This window comes from Caulobacter sp. FV2ps19, assembly GCF_058681035.1.
The window spans coordinates 386,807-411,513 of record NZ_CM178729.1 but is presented as its reverse complement, the minus strand read 5'-3'; the positions used below and the strand labels follow the sequence as shown (position 1 = coordinate 411,513).

Sequence of the window (24,707 nt, the reverse complement as noted above, 5' to 3'; positions counted from 1 at the left end):
CCAATGCGGCTCCTTTACTCCGCCTTGTCGCCGTTTGCGCGCAAGGTTCGCATCGTCGCCCACGAAAACGGCCTGACCGGCGCCATCACCCTGGAGACCGCCAGTCCGTTCACCGATGAGAGCTTGCGGGCGCTGAACCCGCTGAGCCAGGTGCCGACCCTGATCCTCGATGACGGCGAGATCCTGTTTGATTCCGCGGTGATCTGCGACCATCTGGACGCCCTGGGCGGGGCGGGCCTGATCCCGGCCTCGGGCCAGGCGCGTCGCCGGGCCCTGACGCTGCAGGCCCTGACCGACGGCATGGGCTCGGCCGCCGTGGCGGTGGTGCGCGAGCGGATGCGGCCGGCCGACGACCAGCGCCCCGACCTGCTGGACCGCCAGCTTCGCGCCATTGCCGCCGGCCTGGACGTTCTGGAAGCCGAAGGCTTCATCGCCGATCGGTTCACGATCGCCGAGATTTCCGCCGCCGCCCAGCTGGCCTATTTCGACGCCCGTCAGGTGGTGGACTGGCGCGCGGGCCGGCCCGCTCTGGCGGCCTGGTTCGAGGCCGTGGCGCGGCGCGATTCCCTGGTTGTGACTTCCGTGCAACTGGCCTGATGCCATCGCTCAACATTAATAGATTTTAATATCGTTTATCGATATTCAGCATTGTTGGAACCCAAATCGAGGCCTATCTGTTGAGCGTGGACGTCGCCCTCCCCGGCGAGCGTCCAGCCACCTCAATGGATCAACCCGAAAATGCACGCCGCCAGCCTGTTCCGCATCGCCGACAAGGTCTTGATGACCGCGATCACCCTCGCCCTGATCGTGGGCGTTCCGGTGTCGGCGATCACCTTTGTGGTCCGGACGTTCTAGGGGCTTTTCACGCCCCGCCTGGCTGCGGGGCAAGCTTGAGGCGGCCCTGGGGAGGGCGAGGGGAAAAGCAGCCATGCGCGCCTTGGGGCCCGGCTCGGTTTCGAGCTTTCTGAAGATCATTCTCGACGTCGTCTATGTCGGCCTGTGGATCTTCTTCAGCCTGCTATCGGTGTTCGCCCTGGTCGCGCTGCTGTTCAGCTTCAATCCCGACCTGCTGGCCGAGATGTTGCCGATCAGCGACGCGGTCGAGGCCGTCAGCAAGGACGGTCCGCTGTTCGCCGCCGCCCTGGCCGCCTGGGCCGTGCTGCTGGGCGGCTGGATGGTCATCGTCGAGCGCCTGCGCCGGATCTTCGCCACCCTGACCGCCGGCGACCCCTTTCATCCCGACAACGTCCTGCGCCTGCGGGTGGTGGGCCTGATCCTGGCCGGTCTCGAGGTCGGCCGTTATGTCTTTTCGGGCATGGCGCGCCTGCTGGCCCCCAAGGCCAAGGTCATCGACGACAGTTTCACCCTGACCGCCTGGTTTTCGGTGCTGGTGGTCTTTGTTCTGGCCGAGGTCTTCCGCGAGGGCGCCCGCCTTCGGCGCGAGGCCGAGCTTACCATCTGATCGGCGGAGAGTTATCAGCCCATGCCCGTTCGCGTGAATCTTGACCGTGTGCTGCTGGATCGCCGCATGTCGCTGACCGAACTGTCCGACCGGGTGGGCGTCACCATCGCCAACCTGTCGATCCTCAAGACCGGCAAGGCCCGCGCCGTGCGCTTTTCCACCCTCGACGCCCTGTGCCGTGAACTGGCCTGCCAGCCGGGCGACCTGCTGACCTTCGAGTCAGGCCCGCCCGACAGCGATCTGGGCGACGAAGAAGACTGAGAGGGCCGGCGCCCTGACCTTGCTCAGGCCTTGGGCGCGAGATCCGGACGCGACGCCAGGAAGGCGGCTTTCTCGGCCTCGGTCAGGACCTTGGCGGTTTTGCGCCGCGCCACGCTGGGCGAGGGCCGGGCATAGGCCCCGGTCGGGGCGGCGGACGGCTTCAGGTCCGACAGGCGTTTGATCGGCGGTTTCATCGATTTCCCCCTTTTGCCGGCCCCCGGCCGGTCTCCCGTGAAGATTGTGCGGTCGTCCGTGACGATCGCGTGACCCGGCGGGACTTGGCCGTTTAAGGCCTCCGACCCCGGCCTGTCGTCCTAATTGTAGCGCGGCTTCTTCAGAAGGGTCCCGCGATCCATCGAGCGCACCTCGACCTCGAAGGTGTCGCCTTCACGCAGCACGCGCAGGGGGATGGTCGCGCCGGCCGGCCCCTGTGACCACAGGGCGGTATAGAATTCAGACAGTTCGGCCACGCCCTGGCCGTCGACGGCCAGGATGATGTCGCCGGGCTTGAGCTCGGCGCGGGCGGCGGGGCCCTTGGGCGAGACGCCGACGATCACGACGTGGTCGTTGATCTCCTGGGCGAAGACGCCCAGCCATGGACGGGGCGGATGCGGTTGCTGGCCGCGCGCCAGATCATCCAGGATCGGCGGCAGCAGTTCGGCGGGCACGCACATGTTGATCGGCTTGGGCGCGCCGTCGGGGCCGCGGGCTTCCAGGCTCAGATAGCCCAGACCGACCAGGTCGCCCTTGGGCCCGATCAGGGCCGCGCCGCTCCAGTGCGGGTGGGCCGGCTCGGTCATGATGGCGTCGTCGAGCTGATATTCCCAATAGCCCGAGAACGGCATGCGGGCGGCGATCTGGCCGGCGGCGGCGTGGGTGCGGCCGCCGGCTCCGGCGACCAGAACCGCATCGCCGGCGCCCAGCCCCTGGGCCGTGCCGATGCGCATCACCGGCAGGTCCAGCGGCTCCAGGGCCTGAACCAGGCCCAGGCCGCTGCGCGGGTCGAAGCCCAGGACGTGGGCCCCGACACGGCGACCGTCATTGAGGGTCAGCACCACCTCGCGGGCCTCGGTGATCAGATAGGCCATGGTCAGGACCAGGCCCGTGGGGCTGATCACCACGCCATTGCCGAGGCGCTCGGTGCCCAGGATCTGGGCGGTATAGGCGTCGGACGGCACGCGCGCCTCGAGCGCGACGACGGACGCCAGGGCGCGATCCAGATCAAACCCGTAGGCGTCGGCGGTCGGCCGCAGCCGCGCCTCGACTTCATGGCCCCTGAAGGGCGGGGGGAACGGTGCGGTCATTCCAGTCTCCTTCGCCAAGCTTCGAATCTGGGGCCCGACGAGCGCGGGGGCAAGGGGGCGGCGGTGACGCGGGGGTGTTTCGCGGTTTGGCGCCTGCTTCAAATCCAAAAACTCCGCCTTCCTAGGCCTTGTGCCTAGGACCCCTGGCTGGAGGCAGATTCTGGTTCCGGGGCGCGCGCGGCCAATGGGCCCGGAACGCTCTCGAAGTCAGAGGTTCCGGACACCATGGGTCCCAGGCACAAGGCCTAGGAAGGCCGTTCAATATGATGCGAGGAGAGCGAGAAACCCTACTTGCCGATCGCCGCCTTCTGGAACGCGAACAGCTCGCCGATGCCCTTGTCGGCCAGGCCGTACAGGCTTTCGAACTCGGCGCGGGTGAAGCCGCGCTTCTCGCCGGTGGCCTGGATCTCGACGATGTCGCCGTCGCTGGTCAGCACGAAATTGCTGTCGGCCTCGGCGTTGGAGTCTTCTTCGTAGTCGAGGTCGAGCACCGGGGTGTTGGCGAACACGCCGCACGAGACGGCGGCGACCTGGCCGATGATCGGGTCGGTCTTCAGCACGCCTTCGTCCAGCAGGTACTGGGTGGCGATGCGCAGGGCGACCCAGGCGCCGGTGATGGCGGCGGTGCGGGTGCCGCCGTCGGCCTGGATAACGTCGCAGTCCAGGCTGATCTGGCGCTCGCCCAGGGCCTTCAGATCGACCACGGCCCGCAGGGAGCGGCCGATCAGGCGCTGGATTTCCTGGGTGCGGCCGGTCTGCTTGCCGGCGGCGGCCTCGCGGCGGCCGCGGGTGTGGGTGGCGCGGGGCAGCATGCCGTATTCGGCGGTCACCCAGCCCTGGCCCTTGCCGCGCATCCAGCCGGGGATGCTTTCCTCGACCGAGGCGGTGACCAGCACCTTGGTGTGGCCAAAGCCGATCAGGCAGGAGCCCTCGGCATAGCGGTTGACGCCGGTCTCCAGCGTCACGGCGCGCAGCTGATCGGGGGCGCGTTTCGAAGGACGCATGGCTAACTCCGGAGTCTCAAGGGTTTAGGGGCTTTGAATGCTAGAACGGGCCGCTTATCCTATCTGTGACGGGAACTTGAAAGAGCGCCCGACGCATTTGTGCAGCCAGCGGGTCATCCACACGACGCCATGACGCCATTGTTCCCGGGGTCCTTTGTCCGAACGCCGGGTCTGGCTGACCTCGACGCCCGGGCGCGCGACATCTTCAAGCGGGTCGTCGAGTCGTATCTGGAGACCGGCGAGCCGGTGGGATCTCGCACCCTGTCGCGCGGGGGCATGGCCCTGTCGCCGGCCTCGATCCGCAACACCATGCAGGACCTGGCCCAGCTGGGCCTGCTGGACGCCCCCCATTCCAGCGCCGGACGCATGCCCACCCATGCGGGCCTGCGGATGTTCGTCGACGGCTTTCTGGAGGTCGGCGACGTCGGGGCCGAGGAGCGCCAGGCCATCGAGGCGCGGCTGTTTTCGCGCGGCCGGTCGTTCGAGGAGGCCCTGGCCGAGGCCGGCTCGATCCTGTCGGGCCTGGCCGGCGGGGCCAGCATCGTCGTCACCCCGGTGCGCGAGGGCGGCGTCAAGCATGTCGAGTTCGTGGCCCTGGGCGGCGACCAGGCCCTGGCGGTGATGGTGTTCGAGGACGGCGCGGTCGAGAACCGGCTGATGAAGCGCGCGCCGGGCATGACGCCGTCGGCCTTCCAGGAGGCCTCCAACTTCCTCAACGCCCGCCTGCGCGGCCGCACGCTGATCGAGGCCAAGGACGAGATCCGGGCCGAGCTGGAAACCGCCCGCCGGCAACTGGACGAGACCACGGCGCGTTTGGTCGAGGACGGTCTGGCGGCCTGGGGCGGCGGCGAAGGCGACGCCCGGGCGCTGATCGTGCGCGGCCAGGCCAACCTGCTGGGCGAGCCCGGGGCCCGCGAGGATCTGGAACGCGTGCGCATGCTGTTCGACGATCTGGAACAGAAGGGCCAGCTGATCGGCCTGCTCGACGACGTGCGTGAAGCCCAGGGGGTGCGCATTTTCATCGGGGCCGAAACACGACTCTTTTCGCTTTCGGGTTCCTCCGTGATCGCGGCGCCCTATATGACGGGCCAACGCAAGGTTTTGGGGGCGATCGGCGTGATCGGCCCCACCCGCTTAAACTATGCCCGGGTCATCCCGCTGGTGGACTATACCGCCCGCGTGCTGGGCCGGATGATGGACGGATAAGGACTAGAGATGAGCGACGAGCAGACGCCGGTTGAGGAAATCGTTCTGGACGGCGAAGACGCCGCCCAGGAAATCGAGGCGTTGAAACTGGAAGTGGCGACCCTGAAGGATCAGGCCCTGCGCTACGCCGCCGAAGCCGAGAACACCAAGCGCCGGGCCGAGCGCGAGATGAACGACGCCCGGGCCTATGCGATCCAGAAGTTCGCCCGCGACCTGCTGGGCGCGGCCGACAACCTGTCGCGCGCCACGGCCATGAGCCCGCGCAACTCGCAGGATCCGGCGGTGACCAACTACATCATCGGCGTCGAAATGACCGAGAAGGAGCTGATGGCCGCCTTCGAACGCAACGGTCTCAAGAAGATCGAGCCGGCCAAGGCCGAGAAGTTCGATCCCCACCTGCACCAGGCGGTGATGGAACAGCCCTCGACCGAGGTCGCGGCCGGCGGCGTGCTGCAGGTCCTGCAGGCGGGCTATGAGCTGATGGGCCGTCTGGTTCGTCCGGCCATGGTCGCCGTGGCGGCCAAGGGCTCCACCGCGCCGGGTTCGGCCGAGGCCTCCTCGGGCGGGGCCAACCCCTATGCGGGCGCCAGCGCGGACGCCGACGGCTCGGGCGGTTCGGTCGACATCAAGTCCTGACGGGTCTTCTGGTCACGCGCCCTATCGGCGCGTGACCAGGCGCGTTCGTGCAGGTTGAAGAACACCGTCTGGACCAGCGGTTCGACGATCCCCACCGCCAGGGCCACGCGCCAGTCGCGTGTCAAAGCGTAGGCGACGGACACCGCCACGGTCAGGTGCATCGCGGCATAGGTCAGGGTTTTGAGGGCGAGGCGCATGTCGCGCGCTCCTTGTTGAGAATGATTCTCAAAATATAGGCGCAGTTTCCGTGTCCGCAAGGGGTTCGGCCCTCTTCCCCAAGCGCACGATTACGGTAATGTCGGCGGTCCAATCACGACGGAGCCGCGCGGGGATTCTCTAGCGGCGGCGGCTCTGGAACCTGGACCTGATTATGAAGCTTACGATCGAACGGGCGGCGCTGCTGAAGGCGCTGGGGCATGTGCAGAGCGTCGTTGAGCGCCGCAACACCATCCCGATTTTGTCGAACATCCTGCTGTCGGCCGATCGCGACACGCTGAGCTTCTCGGCCACCGACCTGGACATGGAGATCATCGACGAGGGCCCGGCCCAGATCGAACAGCCCGGCCAGATCACCGCCCCGGCCCACACCCTGTATGAAATCGTCCGCAAGCTGCCGGACGGTTCGGACGTGTCGCTCAGCTTCAGCGGCGATGATCCGCGCCTGGTGATCCAGGCCGGCCGCTCGCGCTTCAACCTGCCGGTGCTGCCGGCCGGCGACTTCCCGGTGATGAGCAATGACGGCCTGTCCGCCCGCATCGCCGTCGACACCACCGAGCTGATCCGGCTGATCGACAAGACCCGGTTCGCGATCTCCACCGAAGAGACCCGCTATTATCTGAACGGCCTGTATCTCCACACCGTCAATGACGGCGGCGAGGTCAAGCTGCGGGCCGTGGCCACCGACGGTCACCGTCTGGCCCTGGCCGAGATGGCCGCCCCCGAGGGCGCCGCCGGCCTGCCGGGCATCATCGTGCCGCGCAAGACCATCCAGGAGGCGCGCCGCCTGATGGAATCGGCCGGCGAGCATGTCGACCTGCAGGTTTCGGCCCAGAAGGTGCGCTTCGAATTCGGCGCCGCGGCCCTGACCTCCAAGGTCATCGACGGCGCCTTCCCCGACTATCTGCGGGTTATCCCGCGCGACAACGCCAAGATCCTGACCCTGGACAACGACCTGTTCGCCAAGGCCGTCGACCGGGTGGCCACCATCTCGGCCGAGAAGAGCCGCTCGGTGAAGCTGGCCATCGAGCCGGGCCGCATCACCCTGACCGTCCGCAACATGGAAGCCGGTCAGGCCGTCGAAGAGGTCGAGGTCGACTATGACGGCGAAGCCTTCGAGATCGGCTTCAACGCCCGCTACCTGCTGGACGTCTGCGGCCAGATCGGCGGCCCGATCGCCGAGTTCCGCTTCGCCGACCCGGCCAGCCCGACCCTGGTGGTCGACCCCACCGATCCGGGCGTCAAATATGTGCTGATGCCGCTGCGGGTCTGATCCGCGCCAGGCCGTGACCCAGGGGTTGCGCGAGGACCTGTTCGCCGCGCTGTTCGACAACATGCTCACCCTGTGGGAGGCGACGGACTTTCAGGGTTGCCAGACCTGGTTCGACCGCTCCCAGCGGGTGGAGGCGATGTTCGGCGCGGTCGAGGATCGCATCGACCTCGTGATCATGAACTACGCCGTCTATCGGGCGATCGCGCCGGACGCCCGGTTCGACTGGCCCGTTCGTCAGCTGGTCGATCGCGACGAGGCCCGCGAAACCTTCAAGGCCAACATGATGCGCGTGGTCATCGGCGCCGCCGGCGTCTGGCAGAAGGCCAATATCGAGATCGCGCGGGGCTATTTCGATTAGCGGTCTGGGCGCTTGCCCGGCCCGCGCCGCGTGATACCGTCCGTTTCATAAAAAAACGGGAGAAACGCGCATGGCCAAGATCAGCTACCTGACCGTCGGGTCGAACCATCTGGACAAGGCCAAGGCCTTTTACGACGCCCTGCTGGCGACGATCGGCATGGCGCCGGTGCACGAGCACGCCTCGGGCGGCCGGCTCTATCGCGGCAAGGGCACGGGCCTGTTTGGCGTGCTGGGCCCCTATGACGGCAATCCGGCCTGCGTCGGCAACGGCATGATGGGCGGCTTTGACTTCGAGACCCGCGAAGAGGTCGACGCCTTCCACGCCAAGGCCCTGGAACTGGGCGCCACCGACGAAGGCGCGCCGGGCGAGCGGATGCCGGGCGTCTATTTCGCCTATTTCCGCGATCTGGATGGCAACAAGCTGTGCGGCTACAAGTTCGGCTGAGCCGGCGGGGGCGCGAGAGGTCCTCTCCCTGAAGGGGGAGGGATTTAGCTCCGACTTCACCCCAGTCCGCCGGTTGCAATGTCCGCTATCCGCCGCAGCGGAGGCAGTCCGCGTCCTGAAGCCCTTGGCGGAATGGGAGCTCTGAGGTCAGGCCCAACCTTTCAATCGTCATTCCCGCCCTTGTGGCGGGAACCTCTGGTTCAGCTGACGCGTGAGACGCCAGCGAAGGGCGCGCGCCCTTCGCCCCTCCCGCCCCTGCGGCCGATAGAGGGGTTCCCGCCACAAGGGCGGGAATGACGGCGGAGAAGGGGGATAAGCCGCGCTCAATCCCCGTCGTTTCCGAGACAAAATACAACCTTTTCAACGCTCTACAAAATAATCGATCGCGCCAATCCCCGGCGTTCAGACCTGCCGTATTCTAGACCCACCTCGTCGTTGGGAAGGGCGCTAGGCCAGCGACCAAAGCGGCGGCGGGGTGTGGTCGAGCGGGAAGCTCAATCGATGGCGGGAAGAGCGCATCGTGCTCTGAACCGTCAACCTCGTGATCTTTGGTAGCGGCCGGCTCTGGAACACAAAAACGGCAGGACCGCGAGGGTCGGGCGGGCAGCAGGCGGGCTGAAAGGTCCGCGGTCCAGGCGAGAGTCGCTCTCTGGCCTGCCCGTCGCAGGCGCGGAGGGTCAGGCGCTAATATCGCCGGGCCGGACGCGCTTGCGGATAACGGCTACGCGGAGCGCACGGCTTCGTCGAAACGGTATTTATCAATCTTCTCCGGACGTCGTCCGGACGCTCCGCAGCCCTTTCCATCCCTTCAGCGGGTTTCCGCGTGAGGTTGCGGACACTTGCCCCCTACGGACCGCTGTCGCGACCGTCTTCCCCCGGAGGGGGAAGATGAGGTCGGCGCGTTTCATCTTCCCCCTCCGGGGGAAGACGGTCGCAAAGCGGCCCGTAGGGGGCCAGTGACGCCGCCTCCGCCGTGCCTTAAGAGACCCCCATGGCGTCGGCCGCGATCACCACCCTGACCCTGACGGACTTTCGGTCCTACGCCCATGCGCGCCTGGAGACAGGCGGCGCCAGCGTCTATCTGTTTGGGGCCAATGGGGCCGGCAAGACCAACCTGCTGGAAGCCATCTCGCTGCTGTCGCCGGGCAAGGGCCTGCGCGGCTCGAGCCTGGCCGAGGTCGGGCGGCGGCTGCCCGGCGAGGCCGTCGGCCGGGCCTGGGCGGTGGCGGCGCGGGCCGAGTCCGGCGACGACGATCCGGTCCAGCTGGGCGTCGGCGTCGAGGTCGGCGGGGCCACGCGGCGGATCGTGCGGATCGAGGGCGAGACCGTGCCGCCGGGCCGACTGACCGACCATGTCCGCCCCATCTGGCTGACCCCGGCCCAGGACCGCCTGTTTCTCGAGGCCGCCTCCGAACGGCGGCGGTTTTTCGACCGGCTGGTGTTCGCCGGCGAGCCGGCCCACGCCAGCCATGCCGGCGCCTATGACAAGGCCCAGCGCGAGCGGATGCGGCTGCTGACCGACGCCGCCGAGCACGGCGCGCCGGCCGATCCGGTGTGGCTGACGGCCCTGGAGGCGCGTCTGGCCGGCGCCGGCGCCCTGATGGCCCAGGCCCGGGCCCGCACCCTGACCGCCCTGCAGGCCGAGATCGACGGCCGCGGCGACCGGCCCTTCCCCCAGGCCCGACTGTCCCTGACCGGCGAGTGGGAAAAGCTGGCCCTGGACGGTGTCGAACTGGCCGAGATCGAGCTGCGTCTGGCCCAGGCCCTGGCCGCCGCGCGGGGCCGGGACGCCGCCGCCGGGCGGGCTTTGACCGGGCCGCACCGGGGCGATCTGGACATCCTGCACGTCGAGAAGGACCGTCCGGCCGCAGAATGTTCGACCGGCGAGCAGAAAGCGCTGATTCTGAACCTGGTTTTGGCCCAGGGGGCGCGACTTTCGCGTGCGGAATCCGCACCGAATCCTATAGTATTGCTCGACGAAGTCGCCGCGCATCTCGACCTCAAGAGGCGAGCCGCCCTGGCCGACGAAATCACGGCGCTCAAACTCCAGGCCTTCCTCACCGGCACGGACGAGTCGCTGTTCGACCACCTCAAAGGTCGGGCTCTTGGCGTTCGCGTGTGCGACGCCGGCCTGACCGCTTTGGAAGACGTATGACCGAAGAGACCAAAGGCCCCGGCGCTGACTCCCTTGGGGACAATTCGGGCGACCGCCTGACCACCGCCGACGGCTCGCAGATGGCGGCCCCCGAAGTGATGGGCGGCGACTATGACGCCGACTCGATCAAGGTGCTCAAGGGCCTGGACGCGGTGCGCAAGCGCCCCGGCATGTATATCGGCGACACCGATGATGGCTCGGGCCTGCACCACATGGTCTATGAGGTGGTCGACAACGCCATCGACGAGGCCCTGGCCGGCCACGCCACCAAGGTGGAGGTGATCCTCAACGCCGACGGCTCGGTGACGGTCACCGACGACGGGCGCGGCATCCCGGTGGACATCCACGAGGGCGAAGGCGTCTCGGCGGCCGAGGTCATCATGACCCAGCTGCACGCCGGGGGTAAGTTCGACCAGAACAGCTACAAGGTCTCCGGCGGCCTGCACGGCGTGGGCGTCTCGGTGGTCAATGCGCTCAGCGACTGGCTGGAGCTGAAGATTCACCGCAACGGCCACAGCTATCAGATGCGCTTCGAGCGCGGCGACGCGGTGACCTCGCTGGCCCAGACCGGCGATTCGCCGGTGCGGACCGACGGCCCCAAGGCCGGGACCACCCTGACGGGCACCGAAGTGACCTTCTTCCCGTCCAAGGAAACCTTCGCCTTCATCGATTTCGACCGCAAGACGCTGGAGCATCGCCTGCGCGAGCTGGCGTTCCTGAACTCCGGCGTGACGATCTATTTCCGCGACCTGCGCGACGCCGAGCCGTGGGAAGAAAAGCTGCACTATGAGGGCGGCATCGAGGCCTTCGTGCGCCACCTCGACAAGGCCAAGACCCCGCTGCTGAAGACCCCGATCGTCATTCGCGGCCGCAAGGACAAGGTCGAGATCGACTTGGCCCTGTGGTGGAACGACAGCTATCACGAGCACATGCTGTGCTTCACCAACAACATCCCGCAGCGGGATGGCGGCACGCACTTGTCGGCCTTCCGCGGCGCCCTGACCCGGATCATCACCAACTACGCCGAGAGCTCGGGCATCACGAAGAAGGAAAAGGTCAGCGTCGGGGGCGAGGACGCCCGCGAGGGCCTGACCTGCGTGCTGTCGGTCAAGGTGCCCGACCCCAAGTTCAGCTCGCAGACCAAGGACAAGCTGGTCTCGTCCGAGGTGCGCCCGGCCGTCGAGAACCTGGTGCAGGAAGGCCTGGCCAGCTGGTTCGAGGAACACCCGACCGAAGCCAAGGCCATCGTCTCCAAGATCGCCGAAGCCGCCGCCGCCCGCGAGGCCGCCCGCAAGGCCCGCGAACTGACCCGCCGCAAGAGCGCGCTCGACATTACCAGCCTGCCCGGCAAGCTGGCCGACTGCGCCGAACGCGATCCGGCCAAGTCCGAAATCTTCATCGTCGAGGGCGACTCGGCCGGCGGCTCGGCCAAGCAGGCCCGCAACCGCGACAACCAGGCGGTGCTGCCCCTGCGCGGCAAGATCCTCAATGTGGAACGGGCCCGGTTCGACAAGATGCTGTCGTCCGACCAGATCGGCACCCTGATCACCGCCCTGGGGGCCGGCATCGGCCGCGAGGACTTCAACGCCGACAAGGTGCGCTACCACAAGATCGTGCTGATGACCGACGCCGACGTCGACGGCGCCCACATCCGCACCCTGCTGCTGACCTTCTTCTACCGGCAGATGCCGGAGCTGATCGAACGCGGCTACATCTATATCGCCCAGCCGCCGCTCTATAAGGCCGCCAAGGGCAAGTCCTCGCGCTATCTGAAGGACGACAGCGAGATGGACGCCTTCCTGATCGACGAAGGCGTCGACGGAGCCGAGCTGGACCTGCCCTCGGGCGAGCGCCGCACCGGCCAGGACCTGCTGGCCCTGATCCAGCTGTGCCGTCAGGCCAAGGGCAATATCGACCGCCTGGCCGCCCGCGCGCCGTCCTTCGCCATTGAGCAGACGGCCCTGGCCGGCCTGCTGGGTGAGAACCCAGACATCACCGCCGCCGCCGCGCGTCTGGACCTCTATGCCGAAGAGGGCGACGGGCCCTGGACCGGCGAGCGCGGCGACACCGCCTATGTGTTCAAGCGCGTGCGTCGCGGCGTCACCGAGAACGTGATCCTCGACGATGGCCTGCTGCACGCCGCCGACGCCCGTCGTCTGGCCGAGCGGGCCGGGGCCCTGGCCGAGATCTTCTCGGGCCGGGCGGTGTTCCGCCGCAAGGACAAGTCGACCACGGTTCGTGGGCCGATGGATCTGGTCGCCGCCGTGATGGACGCCGGGCGCAAGGGCCTGTCGATCCAGCGCTACAAGGGCCTGGGCGAGATGAACCCCGACCAGCTGTGGGAGACCACCCTCGACGTCGAGGCGCGGACCCTGCTGCAGGTCAAGGTGCAGCACGCCGACGACGCCGACGACATGTTCAGCCGCCTGATGGGCGATCTGGTCGAGCCGCGTCGCGAGTTCATCCAGGCCAACGCCCTAGACGCCGAGGTCGACGTTTAGATCCAGAGGTATTTTTGCCGATATTTTGAGCGAGCTCAGCTTAAAATATCGGCGATATCTGAAGTTGCGTTCGCTTATTGGCCGAAAGAGTTGATCCTGCGGCCGAATGTCGCCTTGCGCGAGTGACGGCGGCGTCATCTTGCGCAATTCTCACGTGATTCGGTACGAATTCGCGTGGGGACCCGTTAAGTTGGAACAAGACGCCAGTCTTCGTCCAGAGCGTATTCTGGACCTTTCCGAACGACTCAGCACCGTCGCGGGCGAGAAGATCGGAGAGATCGCCAGGGTCAATCGGGCAGCCAAGATGCTGTCGATCAACGCCCTGATCGTGGCGGCCCGCGCCGGCGAGGCCGGCAAGGGCTTCGCCATCGTCGCCGAGGAATTCAAGAAGATCTCCACCGAGATCGATGTCGTCGCCGCCGCGCTCGAGAGCCAGGTGCGCGCCGACCTTGACGAGCTCACCGCCATCGGCGGAGCGATCCTGGGCCACATGCGCGGCCAGCGTCTGGCTGACCTGGCCCTGAACGCCATCGAGATCATCGACCGAAACCTCTACGAGCGGACCTGTGACGTCCGCTGGTGGGCCACCGATTCCGCCATCGTGGCGTGCGTTGACGAGCTCTCCCCGCAGACCGCCCGCTACGCCAGCGAGCGGATGGGGGTCATTCTCGACGCCTACACCGTGTATCTCGACCTGTGGATCTGCGACACCCAGGGCCGCGTGATCGCCAATGGGCGGCCCGATCGCTATCCCGGCGCCCGCAACGTCTCGGCCGTCGACATGTCCTGGTTCCAGGACGCGATGAAGACCACAACCGGAGACGATTTCATCGCCTGCGACATCGAGCGCCTGAAGGCGCTCAACGATGCGCCGGTCGCGACCTACGCCACCGCCATCCGCGAGGGCGGCAAGAGCAACGGGCGTATTCTGGGCGTCATGGGCGTTCACTTCGATTGGCGGCCGCAGGCCCAGGCCGTGGTCGACGGCGTGCGGCTGACCTCGGAAGAAAAGGCCCGCTCGCGGGTGATGCTGCTGGATCGCCGGGGCCGCGTCCTGGCCGCGTCAGACGGCCGCGGCGTCCTGACGGAAGTCTTCCCGCTCAATACCGCCGAGGGCGCGATGGGCAGTTATGCCGAAGGCGACATGACCGTGGGCTATGCCCTCACCCCGGGATACGAGACCTATAAGGGCCTGGGCTGGTACGGCTGCCTGACCCAGACCAAGGAGACCCTCGCCGTGCCCGAGCCGGTCGTCAGGTGGGCGGCGGCCTGAGGGCCCCCGCCAAGCCTCTACCTGACGCCGGCTTTCCGCAAAAACGATGCGAAAACAAAAACCTGGAGCAAGGCGCGTGAGTCCGATTTCACGCGCCTTGCCTTAGGACGCCGTGGCTTCGTCGTTTGACGGCTTCGCGGTCAGGGGCGCTGTTCTGAGCAGCATGTAGCCGGCCAGGGCCGACGCCACCGAGCCGCCAAGCACGCCGATCTTGATCTTGTCGAGCAGGAGCGGGTCCGTGAAGGCGAGGTTGCCGATGAACAGGCTCATCGTGAAACCGATCCCGCACAGCAGGGCCACGCCGTAGAGCTGGCGGACGCTGGCGTCGCGCGGCATGTCGGCCCACCCCAGCTTGACCACCGCCATGGCGGCCAGGAAGACCCCCGCCTGCTTGCCCAGGAACAGGCCCAGGGCCACGCCGAGCGGCGCCGGTGACAGCACGGTGGCCAGGGTCACGCCCGCAAAACCGACGCCGGCATTGGCCAGGCCAAACAGCGGCACGATCCCGAAGGCGACCGGCTTGTGCAGGGCATGCTCCAGCCGGTGAAGCGGCGAATGGGGGTCGTCCGGGGTTCCGCGCGAGGGGCGCAGCGGGATGGTCATGGCCAGAACGACGCCCGCCAGGGTCGCGTGAACGCCCGACTTCAGGACGCACAGCCAGAGCACCAGGCCCAGCAACAGATAGAGCCACAGCCACGTCACCCGCAGGCGGTTGAGGGCGATCAGCACGACGGTGACGCCGCCCGCCAGGGCCAGGGCCAGGACGTTGAGCTGGTCGGTATAGAAAAGGGCGATGATCAGGATCGCGACCAGATCATCCAGAATGGCGATCGCGGTCAGGAAGATCTTCAGCGAGGCGGGGGCCCGCGAGCCCAGCAGCGACAGAACGCCGAGCGCGAAAGCAATATCGGTGGCCGCCGGGATCGCCCATCCGCGAAGATGCTCGGGCGCGGACAAGACGACCGCGCAGTAGATCAGGGCGGGAACGACAACCCCGCCCAGCGCCGCGACTCCGGGCAGGACCAGGCGTGAGGGCTTGGACAACTGCCCGTCCAGCACCTCCCGCTTGATCTCCAGGCCGACCAGCAGAAAGAACCCCGCCATCAGGCCGTCATTGATCCAGTGGACCAGGCTTTCACGCAACTCCAGCCCCGCGATCACGCCGCCCAGCTCAATGTGCAGCACGTGGTGATAGGCGCTCGCCCACGGTGAATTGGCGATGACGAGCGCCAGGGCCGCGGCGGCCATCAGCACGTAGCCGCCGGCGGCTTCCTGCTGCAGGAATTCACGGAGAGCGGAGCTTATCGCGCGGGGCGTAGACTTAATGTTCAAGGCGGCTCTTTCGAGGTCTTGGGTGATTTCCAGTCAGGTGAGGAGAGGGGCCGCAGGGATCTTCGACCCCTTGCGAGATGAGCGCCGAGACCGATCTGGCCAGCCCTCGCAATCTCCGTCGCGGACACCCTAACCATCGCAGCGTTTTCGGGCCACCCCGCAGGGCGATCGGCGCGACGATTTCGGCCATCGGGCCTCATTTCGGACCTTCCTTGGTCGCTCGGGCGTCGCCTTGCGCCGCCGCGACTGCAAATCTTGATCAAGCAGAGCTGGAGCATATTGCTCGCCCGCACGTTGGTTTCCGAGTCGGCCTCCAGGACATCGATCTGGCGGCGTCTTTTCCGGCGGATGCCCCATGACCACCTTGATCAAAACCCCACCTCTACAGGTGGGCTTCGCATCGCCTCTTCCGAAGGGCGCCGGTGGCCCGGAGGCAAGACGAATCGCAAGGTGCGCGTCGCGAACGCGATGGGGATGGCCAGCGTGAGGGCGGCCATTCTCAGATATGCGGACGCGCTGCGGGGCAGCTACTGGTTCCTGCCGTCGGTGATGGCGCTTGGCGCGATCATTCTCGCGGGCTGCATGACGATGCTCGACAGCTACGAGGGATCGGGCTGGATGGACGGCCTGCCGTGGCTCTATGCGGCGCGGCCTGACGGGGCCCGGCAAGTGCTGTCGGCGATCAGCGGCTCGATGATCACCGTCGCCGGCACCGTTTTCTCGGTGACCATCGCCGCCGTGGTCTATGCGTCCGGGCAGTATGGTCCTCGCCTCCTCAGCAATTTCATGAGCGACCGCGGCAACCAGGTCACCCTGGGCACCTTCATCGCCACCTTTGTCTACTGCCTGCTGGTGCTCAGAACGGTCCACTCCGCCGGCGAGGGGGGAGGGGGCCCGGGCTTTGTGCCCAACCTCGCCCTGCTGGTGGGTGTGGCCCTGGCGCTATGTTCGATCGCCGTGCTGATTTTCTTCATCCATCATGTTCCCAGCAAGCTTCACATCAACAGCGTCATCGAGGACATCGGCGACAAGTTGCTGGCGGAGATCGACAACCGGTTTCCCCTGTTTATCGGTGCGCCGCGGCCCGACGACGCTGGCCAGCATGACGCCGCGCACGTGCCGGCCACCTTCCAGCTCAACGCCAGCCAGGCTGATGGCGCGCGTCGGGCGCTGGTCGCGGCCAAGGACACCGGCTACCTGCAGCTCATCGATGAAGACGCCGTCATGGCCGTGGCGCGAGACCATGACCTGGTGCTGCGTCTGCAGTATCAGCCTGGGGACTTTGTCCATGTCGGTCGCACCCTGGTCGAAGCCTGGCCGCCCGAGCGCTGCGATGACGATGCGGCCGCCGCGATCTGCGCGGCCTTCGCCGTGGGCTCCAGACGCACCGCGCTGCAGGACCTGCGGTTCCTGGTCGACGAGCTGGTTGAAATCGCCGCCCGTGCGCTCTCGCCGGGCGTCAACGATCCGTTCACGGCGGTGACCTGTCTGGACTGGTTGGGCGCGGCCCTTTCGGACTTGGCGGGGCGTCAGCTGCCGTCGCATCTGCGGGTCGATGAGGACGGCGCCCTCCGGGTGATCACCCATCCGGTGACCTTTGAAAGCTTCATGGATCGGGGGCTCGGCGCCCTGGCTCAATATTGCGCCACCGACATGGTCGCCGCGCTCGGCTATCTGCGCGCCCTGGGTGAAATCTCGTTGAGTTGTGACGATCCGGCGCGGCTCAAGCTGCTCGGCGATCATGCCGAGAAGCTGGCGGCCTTGGCGCGGCGCGATCTGGCGGGTTTCAATCAGGCCCGGGTTGTCGAACGCGCCGGCGAGCTGCTCCGCGCGCTGGCGACCCCCGATTACAAGCGGCGTTTGCGCGACAGCAGCGCCTGGCTGGGCGGGACAGCCTGAGTACTGGCGCCGTTCCAGGATCAAACTGTCATGGGGGAGATTGGCGCACCCGACACGATTCGAACGTGTGACCTTTGCCTTCGGAGGGCAACGCTCTATCCAGCTGAGCTACGGGTGCTTCCGCCTTGCGGGGAACGGCGTCTTAGCCGAAAGGCGAGGCGGGCGCAAACGGCCTCTTACGCGCCTCCCAAGTAAATGAAGCGGGCGATGAACAGGGCCGCCAGCACATAGAGCAGCCAGTCGCTGATCCGGGCCTGGCCGCGCGCCAGTTTCAGCGCCGCATAGCTGGTGATGCCGAACGCCAGGCCATTGGCGATCGAGAAGGTCAGCGGGATGGTGATCACGGTGAGGAAGGCCGGGATGGCTACGCCGGGGTCCTCCCAGTCGACCTCCTTGAGTGCGCCGATCATCATCGCGCCGACCAGGATCAGGGCCGGAGCCGTGGCCGCTGTCGGGATGGCCTGAACCAGCGGGGCGAAGAACAGGGTCAGCAAAAACAGCAGGCCGACGATCACCGCCGTCAGGCCGGTGCGGCCGCCGGCCTGAACGCCCGAGGCGCTTTCGATATAGCTGACCACCGTGCTGGTGCCGGCCATCGAGCCGGCGATGGTGGCCACGGAATCGGCCATCAGGATGCGGTTGAGGCGCGGGATTGAGCCGTCAGGCGCGACCAGGCCGGCCTTCTTGGTCACCGCCACCAGGGTGCCGACATTGTCGAACAGGTCGACGAACAGGAAGACGAAGACGATCTCGGCCAGGGTCATGGCCATGGCCATTCCCCCATGTCCGCCGCCCAGATTGAGGGCCGCCGGGATGTCGAGCTTGAAGGCGGTCGCCGACAGTTCGGCCAGGCTGTAGCCGCCCGGCGCGATCTTGCTCAGGCCCATGAACCAGCCAATGACGGCGACGGCGATGATGCCGATCAGGATCGCCCCCTTCACCCGCCAGACCATCAGCGCGCCGATGATGGCCAGACCCGCCAGGGCCAGGGCGGCGGTCGGCGTTGTCAGGTCGCCCAGGGCCACGGTGGTGGCCGGATTGGCGACGATGATGCCCGCTTCCTTCAGGCCGATGAAGGCGATGAACAAACCAACGCCCGCGGCGACGGCCGAGAACAGCGGCCGCGGAATGGCCGCGACGATCAGCTGGCGAATGCCGGCCACGGTCAGGATCAGGAAAGCGACGCCCGACAGGAACACGCAGCCCAGGGCGGTCTGCCAGGGCACGCCCATGCCGATCACGACGGTGTAGGTGAAATAGGCGTTGAGCCCCATGCCGGGGGCCAGGGCGATGGGGTAGTTGGCGATCAGCCCCATCAGGATGCAGCCGATGCCGGCCGCCAGGCAGGTCGCCGCCGCCACGGCGGCGACGGGCATGCCGGCCTCGCCGAGGATCGCCGGATTGACGATGACGATATAGGCCATGGTCAGGAAGGTGGTGAAGCCGGCCAGCGCCTCGGTGCGCAGACTCGTGCCCTGGGCCTTCAGCCCGAACTGGCGTTCCAGGAAACTCATCAACTCACCCCCGACTCTGACGGTGGAGTTTGTTCATTGGCCCCCGGAACGCAAGCCTTCTGCGCTAGTCCTGGGTCGGATTGGCCGCGTTCGGGTCGCCATAGGTCAGGGACAGGAAGACGTCTTCCAGATCCGGGTCTTCGGTGGCGATATCCTTGATCAGCATGCCGCTGGCCCGCACCGCCGCCAGCACCTGCTCGACGCTGGACTGGCCGGTGCGATACGAGACCGCGAAAGCCCCGCCGGCCCGGATCTTGGTGTCGAAGCCGGCCAGGGTGGGCGCCACGCTTACCGGCTGCTCGGGCGTGACCACCACATTGCGGCTGTCCATGCGCTTGAGCAGTGTCGCCGTCGGCTCGCAGGCCACCACCTCGCCGCGATTGACGATGGCGATCTGGTCGCACAGCTCCTGGGCCTCTTCCAGATAGTGCGTGGTCAGGACGATGGTGACGCCCAGATCGTTGAGGCCCTTCACATAGCTCCACAGCTGGCGGCGCAACTCCACGTCGACGCCGGCGGTCGGCTCGTCGAGGATCAGCACCGGCGGCTGGTGGACCATGGCCTTGGCCACCATCAGGCGGCGCTTCATGCCGCCCGACAGCTGGCGGACATAGGCGTTGGCCTTGTCGGCCAGGCCCAGCGCGCTGAGCAGTTCGTCGGTGCGGCGCTCGGCCTTGGGCACGCCGTACATGCCGGCCTGGACGTCCAGCGATTCGCGCGGGGTGAAAAACACGTCGGTGGCCAGTTCCTGCGGCACCACGCCGATGGCGGCGCGGGCGTCGCGCGGCCTCTGGTCGATGTCGCGGCCCCAGATCCGCACCGTGCCGCTGGTCTTGCGAGTCAGGCCGGCCAGGATGTTGATGAAGGTCGACTTGCCCGCGCCATTGGGCCCCAGCAGGCCAAAGATCGAGCCGCGCGGCACTTTCAGGTCGATGCCGTTGAGCGCGCGCTTTTCCGGCGAGGTCTTGGTGGCGGCGTAGGTCTTGAACAGGTCTTCGGCTTCGATGGCGTAGGCGGGCAGGTCCATGGAACGTCCAGACAGGTCCCGAACGGGACAATACGACAGGGAAGGCGCGTGGCTTGAATTGACGGCGGCGCGACAGGTCGCATAGGTATGCCTGCAGCGCCGCCACGCCAAGGCCGCGTCTAGACTTCAAGGGTTTTTGAACATGGCGCGCAAGGCCAAGACCGTCCCCGCCACCGCAGCGACCGCGATGGATCCCGCCGTGATCGCCGGTCCGGCGCCGGAGACCATCATGATCCGCTCGCATCGCGTGGCCTGCGACGGCGTCGGCGGGGCCCTGGGCCATCCGCGCGTCTGGCTGGAACTGGGCGCGGCCGGCTTTGTCGACTGCCCCTATTGCGACCGTCGCTTCGTGGCGACCACCGCGGCGGGTCACGACGAGGACGAGCGGCTCGCGCCGGGCGTCTATGAAGGCGCCGGCGGCCACTAGGGCGCGCTGGTGACCGAAGTCTCCCCCTCGCGCCGCGCCGAATCCCTGGCCGAGGCCTGGGCGGCGGCGCAATGGCCGCACGAGGCGCCGGTGCTGCGCGCCATCGCCATGCCCACCGACACCAATCCCGAAGGCGACATCTTCGGCGGCTGGCTGCTGTCGCAGATGGACCTGGCGGCGGCGTCGATCGCCTTCCACCGCGCCGCCGGCCGCTGCGCCACCATCGCCATCGACGGCATGACCTTCATCAGCCCGGTGTTCGTCGGCGACGAGGTCAGCCTGTTCGCCCGGGTGGTTCATACCGGCCGCACCTCGCTGAAGGTCCAGGTCGAGGCCTGGCGCCGTCGCCGCGACGGGGAACAGGCCCACAAGGTCACCGAGGGCGTGTTCACCTTCGTGGCCATTGATGAGCATCGCAAGTCTCGGCCTCTGCCTTAGGGGATTGGCGCGCTTGCCCCTCCTCGGCGAGGAGGGGCCCATAGGGGCAAGTATCAGCAACCTCGCGCGGGAACCGCCGAGTTGTGGAAAGGGTCGCGGAGCGTCCGGACCACGTCCGGATGAGTGAGTAGCAAATACCGTTTCGACGAAGCCGAGCGCTCCGCGTGGTCGTTATCCGAAAGCGCGTCCGGCTCGGCGGTGTTATCGCCTCGCCATCCACGCCTCCGACGGGCGGACCGGAGAGCGACTCCCGTCCGGACCGCGAGCCTTTCAGCCCGCCTGTTGCTCGCTCGACCCTCGGGGGTCACCTCGTTTCTGTGTTCCAGGGCCGACCGCCGCCAGAGACCACCGAGGTTGGCGGCTTTCACCCGCCATCGATTGAGCTGCCCGTTCGATCACCCCCCGCCGCCGCGATGGTCGCTGGCCTTGCGCCCTTTCCTCGCGACGAGGTGGGTACAGAATACGGGAGGTTTGAGCGCGTCTGATTGGCGCGATCAAGATTTTTGCAGGCGGTTGATTAGGCTGGAGTTTGTTCTGGCAAGAACGAGGATTGAGCGCCGTCCATCCCCGTTCCCCTCTAAGATCCCGTCATCCCGGGGCTTGTTCCCGGGACCCATTTGTCCGCCGCAGGGGCGGAGCAGACCCCGGCGCTCACGTGGAAGCTGAACCATGGGTCCCGGGGACAAGCCCCGGGATGACGGTGATTTATTGGAGTGGCGCCCCGCCCACCTTCGCGCCGAAGGGAGCCATCCTTAAATCTCACGGCGAGACGATCGCCGGTCTGCCCAGGTTGCTCAAGGACGGCCCTGCGGGCCGCCGCGGAGCGGCCGGTCGAAGACCGGTCCTTGACCAACCTGGGCAGACCGGCACGCTGCAGCCTCCAAGAGATTTAAGGATGAGCGGGACGCCGGGCGTCCGCTTGGGGGTCATCAGGCGAGGGGTGCTTTCGACCCTAACCACCCCGCCAAGCCTTCCCGCCGCCCGGTCGCCAGCCTATGTTCCGGCCATGACCGACACCGCCGCGCCCGCCGATTCCGCCCCCGTCTCGACCCTCACCCAGGACGGGCCGGCCATCCGCCTGTTCCTGGTCGACGGCTCGGCTTACCTCTTCCGCGCCTATCACGCCCTGCCGCCCCTGACCCGCAAGAGCGACGGCCTGCCGGTGGGCGCCGTGCAGGGCTTCTGCAACATGCTGTGGAAGCTGCTGCGCGACATGCAGGGCGACGCCCCCACCCATCTGGCGGTGATCTGGGACCACTCGGAAAAGACCTTCCGCAACAAACTCTACGACAAGTACAAGGCCCACCGCCCGCCGCCGCCCGAGGACCTGATCCCGCAGTTCGCCCTGGTGCGCGAGGCCACCCTGGCGTTTGGCGTGCCCGCCATCGAACTGGCCGGCTATGAGGCCGACGACCTGATCGCCGCCTATGCCTGCAAGGCCCGCGACCTGGGCGGCGAGGCGGTGATCGTCAGCTCCGACAAGGACCTGATGCAGCTGGTCGGCGACGGGGTGTCGATGTTCGACCCGATGAAGGGTCTGCGCATCGATCGCGAGCAGGTGTTCGAGAAGTTCGGCGTCTATCCCGAGCGGGTGGTCGACGTGCAGGCCCTGTGCGGCGACAGCGTCGACAATGTGCCCGGCGCTCCCGGCATCGGCGTCAAGACCGCCGCGCAGCTGATCAACGAATACGGCGATCTGGATACGCTGCTGGCCCGGGCCGGCGAGATCAAGCAGCCCAAGCGCCGCGAGACCCTGATCGATTTCGCCGACCAGATCCGCCTGTCGCGCCAGCTGGTGCAGCTGGACTGCGACACGCCCCTGCCCGAGCCGATCGCCGACCTGACCGTGCGCGAGCCCGACAAGGCGGTTCTGGCCGACTTCCTGGAGCTGATGGAGTTTCGCTCCCTGGCCCGTCGGGTGGGTGACGGCAACGCCGCCGCCTCGCCGCGCACGCTTGACCGGCCTCCAGGGGCCGCGCCCGGCGCGCCGGTGGCCTCGGTGTCCTATATGGGCGCCGCGGCCCGCGCCGCCGCGTCTCCTGTGGCCGAGCCGGCCGCCATCGACACCGCCGCCTATGCCTGCGTGCGCGATCTCGAGACCCTCAAGACCTGGGTGGCCAAGGCGACCGCCAAGGGGGTCGTCGCCTTCGACACCGAGACCGACGCCCTGGGCTCGGCCACCGCCGGCCTGGTGGGCGTGTCGCTGGCCATCGCGCCGGGCGAGGCCTGCTACATCCCGCTGGCCCACGAAGAGAAGGCCGAGGGTCTGGCCTTCGAGACCGCCGCCAGCCTGGAGCAGATCCCGCTGGCCGAAGCCATCGCGTTGCTCAAGCCGATGCTGGAAGACCCGGCCGTGCTCAAGGTGGCCCAGAACGGCAAGTACGATATCGCCGTGCTGTCGCGCTATGGCGTCCAGGTGGGTCCGATCGATGACACCATGCTGATCAGCTATGTGCTGGAAGCCGGTCTTCACGGCCACGGCATGGACGAGCTGTCGGAGCTGTGGCTGGGCCACAAGCCGATTCCGTTCAAGCAGGTGGCCGGATCAGGCAAGGGCCAGATCAGCTTCAAGCATGTGGGTCTGGTCGAGGCTACAGCCTATGCCGCCGAGGACGCCGACGTCACCCTGCGGCTCTACACCCTCCTCAAACCCCAGTTGGCCGCCAGGGGCCTTCTGACCGTCTATGAAACCCTGGAACGGCCGCTGCCGCCCGTGCTGGCGGCGATGGAGAACGCGGGGATCCGCGTCGATCCCGAGACCCTGCGCCGCCTCTCCAACGAGTTCTCGCTGCGGATGGCTGATTTCGAGGCCAAGGCGCAGCAACTGGTCGGCCACCCCTTCAACCTGGGCAGCCCCAAACAGGTGGGCGACGTGCTGTTTGGCGAGATGGCCCTGAAGGGCGGCAAGAAGACCGCCACCGGCCAGTGGTCCACCGACAGCGACGTGCTCGAAGCCCTGGCCCTGGAGCATGAGCTGCCCCGGGTGCTGCTGGACTGGCGTCAGCTGTCCAAGCTGAAGGGCACCTATACCGACAACCTGATCGCGGCGATCGCGCCCTCGACGGGCCGGGTCCACACCTCCTACGCCCTGGCGGCGACCACGACGGGGCGGCTGTCCTCGTCCGATCCCAACCTGCAGAACATCCCGATCCGCACCGAAGAAGGCCGCAAGATCCGCAAGGCCTTCGTGGCCGGGCCGGGCAATGTGCTGATCAGCGCCGACTACAGCCAGATCGAGCTGCGACTTCTGGCCCATATCGGCGACATCCCGCAGTTGAAGGCGGCCTTCCAGCAGGGTCTGGACATCCACGCCATGACGGCGTCCGAGATGTTCGGCGTGCCGATCGAGGGCATGCCCAGCGACGTGCGCCGCCGGGCCAAGGCGATCAATTTCGGCATCGTCTATGGCATCAGCGCCTTTGGCCTGGCCAACCAGCTGGGGATCGGCCAGGGCGAGGCGGGGGCCTATATCAAGACCTATTTCGAGCGCTTCCCCGGCATCCAGGCCTATATGGACGCCACCAAGGCCTTCGTGCGCGAGCACGGCTATGTGACCACGATCTTCGGGCGCAGGATCAACATCCCCGAGGTCAACGCCAAGTCGGCGGCCATGCGGCAGTTCTCCGAACGGGCGGCGATCAACGCCCCGATCCAGGGCGCGGCGGCCGATGTCATGCGCCGGGCCATGGTGCGGATGCCCGACGCCCTGAAGACAGCGGGGCTGTCGGCCCGGATGCTGCTGCAGGTGCACGATGAACTGGTCTTCGAGGCGCCGGCCGACGAGGCCGAGGCCACCTGCGCGGTGGCCCGTCAGGTGATGGAAAACGCCGCCGAACCCGCCGTCGCCATCGCCGTGCCGTTAACCGTGGAAGCCCGCGCGGCGCTCAACTGGGACGAGGCCCACTGATCGGAAAACGAGCAGCCCTTTGCCTGCGACAATTGGCTGCGACACTTCGTCACGGCAAGGTTAACCGCG

Annotated in this window: 23 protein-coding genes, 1 tRNA gene and 2 pseudogenes; 17 read left to right on the top strand and 9 right to left on the bottom strand. The window is 67.3% G+C overall.

Annotation, left to right across the window (positions count from 1 at the left end):
• Positions 1-3: 3 nt before the first annotated feature.
• The 4 genes from ACW18B_RS01925 (at position 4) to ACW18B_RS01910 (ending at position 1,723) form a co-directional block, all read left to right on the top strand.
• Positions 4-597 carry a glutathione S-transferase N-terminal domain-containing protein gene (locus ACW18B_RS01925; RefSeq protein WP_492049162.1) on the top strand — a complete coding sequence of 198 codons (594 nt, stop codon included), beginning with the start codon at positions 4-6 and terminating at the stop codon, positions 595-597.
• Between the two features lie 141 nt (positions 598-738).
• Positions 739-855, top strand: coding sequence for a hypothetical protein (locus ACW18B_RS01920; RefSeq protein WP_492049161.1), 117 nt, complete (start codon positions 739-741; stop codon positions 853-855).
• 73 nt (positions 856-928) lie between these two features.
• Positions 929-1,462, top strand: a complete 534-nt coding sequence (locus tag ACW18B_RS01915; protein WP_492049160.1) for a DUF2975 domain-containing protein — start codon at positions 929-931, stop codon at positions 1,460-1,462.
• Between the two features lie 21 nt (positions 1,463-1,483).
• A complete protein-coding gene (locus tag ACW18B_RS01910; protein WP_492049159.1) occupies positions 1,484-1,723 on the top strand; it encodes a helix-turn-helix domain-containing protein in 240 nt (79 codons plus the stop codon).
• Between the two features lie 23 nt (positions 1,724-1,746).
• Here ACW18B_RS01910 and ACW18B_RS01905 read toward each other — a convergent pair whose 3' ends face one another.
• The 3 genes from ACW18B_RS01905 to rph form a co-directional block, all read right to left on the bottom strand.
• The gene (locus tag ACW18B_RS01905; protein WP_492049158.1) at positions 1,747-1,917 is read right to left on the bottom strand and encodes a hypothetical protein; all 171 of its coding nucleotides are present in this window, start codon (positions 1,915-1,917) and stop codon (positions 1,747-1,749) included.
• A gap of 120 nt (positions 1,918-2,037) precedes the next feature.
• Positions 2,038-3,027 (bottom strand): S1C family serine protease, encoded by a 990-nt coding sequence (locus tag ACW18B_RS01900; protein WP_492049157.1) that lies wholly within the window; start codon positions 3,025-3,027, stop codon positions 2,038-2,040.
• Between the two features lie 287 nt (positions 3,028-3,314).
• A complete protein-coding gene (rph, locus tag ACW18B_RS01895) occupies positions 3,315-4,031 on the bottom strand; it encodes a ribonuclease PH (protein ID WP_492049156.1) in 717 nt (238 codons plus the stop codon).
• 129 nt (positions 4,032-4,160) lie between these two features.
• On the opposite strand from rph, the gene hrcA reads away from it, so the two are divergent.
• Both hrcA and grpE read left to right on the top strand, forming a co-directional pair.
• Positions 4,161-5,237 (top strand): heat-inducible transcriptional repressor HrcA, encoded by a 1,077-nt coding sequence (gene hrcA / locus ACW18B_RS01890; protein WP_492049155.1) that lies wholly within the window; start codon positions 4,161-4,163, stop codon positions 5,235-5,237.
• A 9-nt stretch (positions 5,238-5,246) separates the two neighbouring features.
• A complete protein-coding gene (gene grpE, locus ACW18B_RS01885) occupies positions 5,247-5,873 on the top strand; it encodes a nucleotide exchange factor GrpE (protein WP_492049154.1) in 627 nt (208 codons plus the stop codon).
• On the opposite strand, the gene ACW18B_RS01880 is transcribed toward grpE, so the two are convergent.
• Entirely contained in the window at positions 5,813-6,070 is a 258-nt protein-coding gene (locus ACW18B_RS01880) for a DUF2061 domain-containing protein (RefSeq protein WP_492049153.1), read from the bottom strand. The two genes, grpE and ACW18B_RS01880, sit on opposite strands and share 61 nt — an antisense overlap.
• Before the next feature lie 173 nt (positions 6,071-6,243).
• On the opposite strand from ACW18B_RS01880, the gene dnaN reads away from it, so the two are divergent.
• From dnaN to ACW18B_RS01865, 3 genes are all read left to right on the top strand, one after another.
• Positions 6,244-7,362, top strand: a complete 1,119-nt coding sequence (dnaN, locus tag ACW18B_RS01875) for a DNA polymerase III subunit beta (RefSeq protein WP_492049152.1) — start codon at positions 6,244-6,246, stop codon at positions 7,360-7,362.
• 13 nt (positions 7,363-7,375) lie between these two features.
• Entirely contained in the window at positions 7,376-7,720 is a 345-nt protein-coding gene (locus ACW18B_RS01870) for a hypothetical protein (protein ID WP_492049151.1), read from the top strand.
• A 70-nt stretch (positions 7,721-7,790) separates the two neighbouring features.
• Positions 7,791-8,165, top strand: coding sequence for a VOC family protein (locus tag ACW18B_RS01865; protein WP_492049150.1), 375 nt, complete (start codon positions 7,791-7,793; stop codon positions 8,163-8,165).
• Between the two features lie 704 nt (positions 8,166-8,869).
• On the opposite strand, the pseudogene ACW18B_RS01860 reads toward ACW18B_RS01865, so the two are convergent.
• Positions 8,870-8,969, bottom strand: a pseudogene (locus tag ACW18B_RS01860) (hypothetical protein); the annotation flags it as partial.
• A 187-nt stretch (positions 8,970-9,156) separates the two neighbouring features.
• Between ACW18B_RS01860 and recF the strand changes: the two are divergent.
• The 3 genes from recF (at position 9,157) to ACW18B_RS01845 (ending at position 14,094) form a co-directional block, all read left to right on the top strand.
• Complete coding sequence (gene recF, locus ACW18B_RS01855; RefSeq protein ID WP_492049149.1) at positions 9,157-10,320, top strand: DNA replication/repair protein RecF; 1,164 nt, start codon at positions 9,157-9,159, stop codon at positions 10,318-10,320.
• An 80-nt stretch (positions 10,321-10,400) separates the two neighbouring features.
• Positions 10,401-12,821 (top strand): DNA topoisomerase (ATP-hydrolyzing) subunit B, encoded by a 2,421-nt coding sequence (gyrB, locus tag ACW18B_RS01850; RefSeq protein ID WP_492051842.1) that lies wholly within the window; start codon positions 10,401-10,403, stop codon positions 12,819-12,821.
• 136 nt (positions 12,822-12,957) lie between these two features.
• Positions 12,958-14,094 (top strand): cache domain-containing protein, encoded by a 1,137-nt coding sequence (locus tag ACW18B_RS01845; protein WP_492051841.1) that lies wholly within the window; start codon positions 12,958-12,960, stop codon positions 14,092-14,094.
• A gap of 102 nt (positions 14,095-14,196) precedes the next feature.
• On the opposite strand, the gene nhaA is transcribed toward ACW18B_RS01845, so the two are convergent.
• Complete coding sequence (nhaA, locus tag ACW18B_RS01840) at positions 14,197-15,426, bottom strand: Na+/H+ antiporter NhaA (RefSeq protein WP_492049148.1); 1,230 nt, start codon at positions 15,424-15,426, stop codon at positions 14,197-14,199.
• Between the two features lie 450 nt (positions 15,427-15,876).
• Between nhaA and ACW18B_RS01835 the strand changes: the two genes are divergently transcribed.
• Positions 15,877-17,325, top strand: a complete 1,449-nt coding sequence (locus tag ACW18B_RS01835; protein WP_492049147.1) for a DUF2254 domain-containing protein — start codon at positions 15,877-15,879, stop codon at positions 17,323-17,325.
• A gap of 41 nt (positions 17,326-17,366) precedes the next feature.
• Here ACW18B_RS01835 and ACW18B_RS01830 read toward each other — a convergent pair.
• The 3 genes from ACW18B_RS01830 to ACW18B_RS01820 all read right to left on the bottom strand — a co-directional run bounded on the left by ACW18B_RS01830 (position 17,367) and on the right by ACW18B_RS01820 (position 19,866).
• Positions 17,367-17,443: transfer RNA gene (locus ACW18B_RS01830), tRNA-Arg, on the bottom strand.
• A gap of 58 nt (positions 17,444-17,501) precedes the next feature.
• The gene (locus ACW18B_RS01825) at positions 17,502-18,839 is read right to left on the bottom strand and encodes an NCS2 family permease (RefSeq protein ID WP_492049146.1); all 1,338 of its coding nucleotides are present in this window, start codon (positions 18,837-18,839) and stop codon (positions 17,502-17,504) included.
• A 64-nt stretch (positions 18,840-18,903) separates the two neighbouring features.
• Positions 18,904-19,866, bottom strand: coding sequence for an ABC transporter ATP-binding protein (locus tag ACW18B_RS01820; RefSeq protein WP_492049145.1), 963 nt, complete (start codon positions 19,864-19,866; stop codon positions 18,904-18,906).
• 142 nt (positions 19,867-20,008) lie between these two features.
• Here ACW18B_RS01820 and ACW18B_RS01815 point away from each other — a divergent pair, with 142 nt between their 5' ends.
• The 4 genes and pseudogenes from ACW18B_RS01815 to polA all read left to right on the top strand — a co-directional run bounded on the left by ACW18B_RS01815 (position 20,009) and on the right by polA (position 24,638).
• Positions 20,009-20,293, top strand: a complete 285-nt coding sequence (locus ACW18B_RS01815; protein WP_492049144.1) for a zinc-finger domain-containing protein — start codon at positions 20,009-20,011, stop codon at positions 20,291-20,293.
• Between the two features lie 9 nt (positions 20,294-20,302).
• Positions 20,303-20,731, top strand: a complete 429-nt coding sequence (locus ACW18B_RS01810; protein WP_492049143.1) for an acyl-CoA thioesterase — start codon at positions 20,303-20,305, stop codon at positions 20,729-20,731.
• A gap of 386 nt (positions 20,732-21,117) precedes the next feature.
• A pseudogene (locus tag ACW18B_RS01805) lies at positions 21,118-21,206 on the top strand (hypothetical protein); the annotation flags it as partial.
• A 531-nt stretch (positions 21,207-21,737) separates the two neighbouring features.
• Complete coding sequence (polA, locus tag ACW18B_RS01800) at positions 21,738-24,638, top strand: DNA polymerase I (protein WP_492049142.1); 2,901 nt, start codon at positions 21,738-21,740, stop codon at positions 24,636-24,638.
• Positions 24,639-24,707 lie beyond the last annotated feature (69 nt).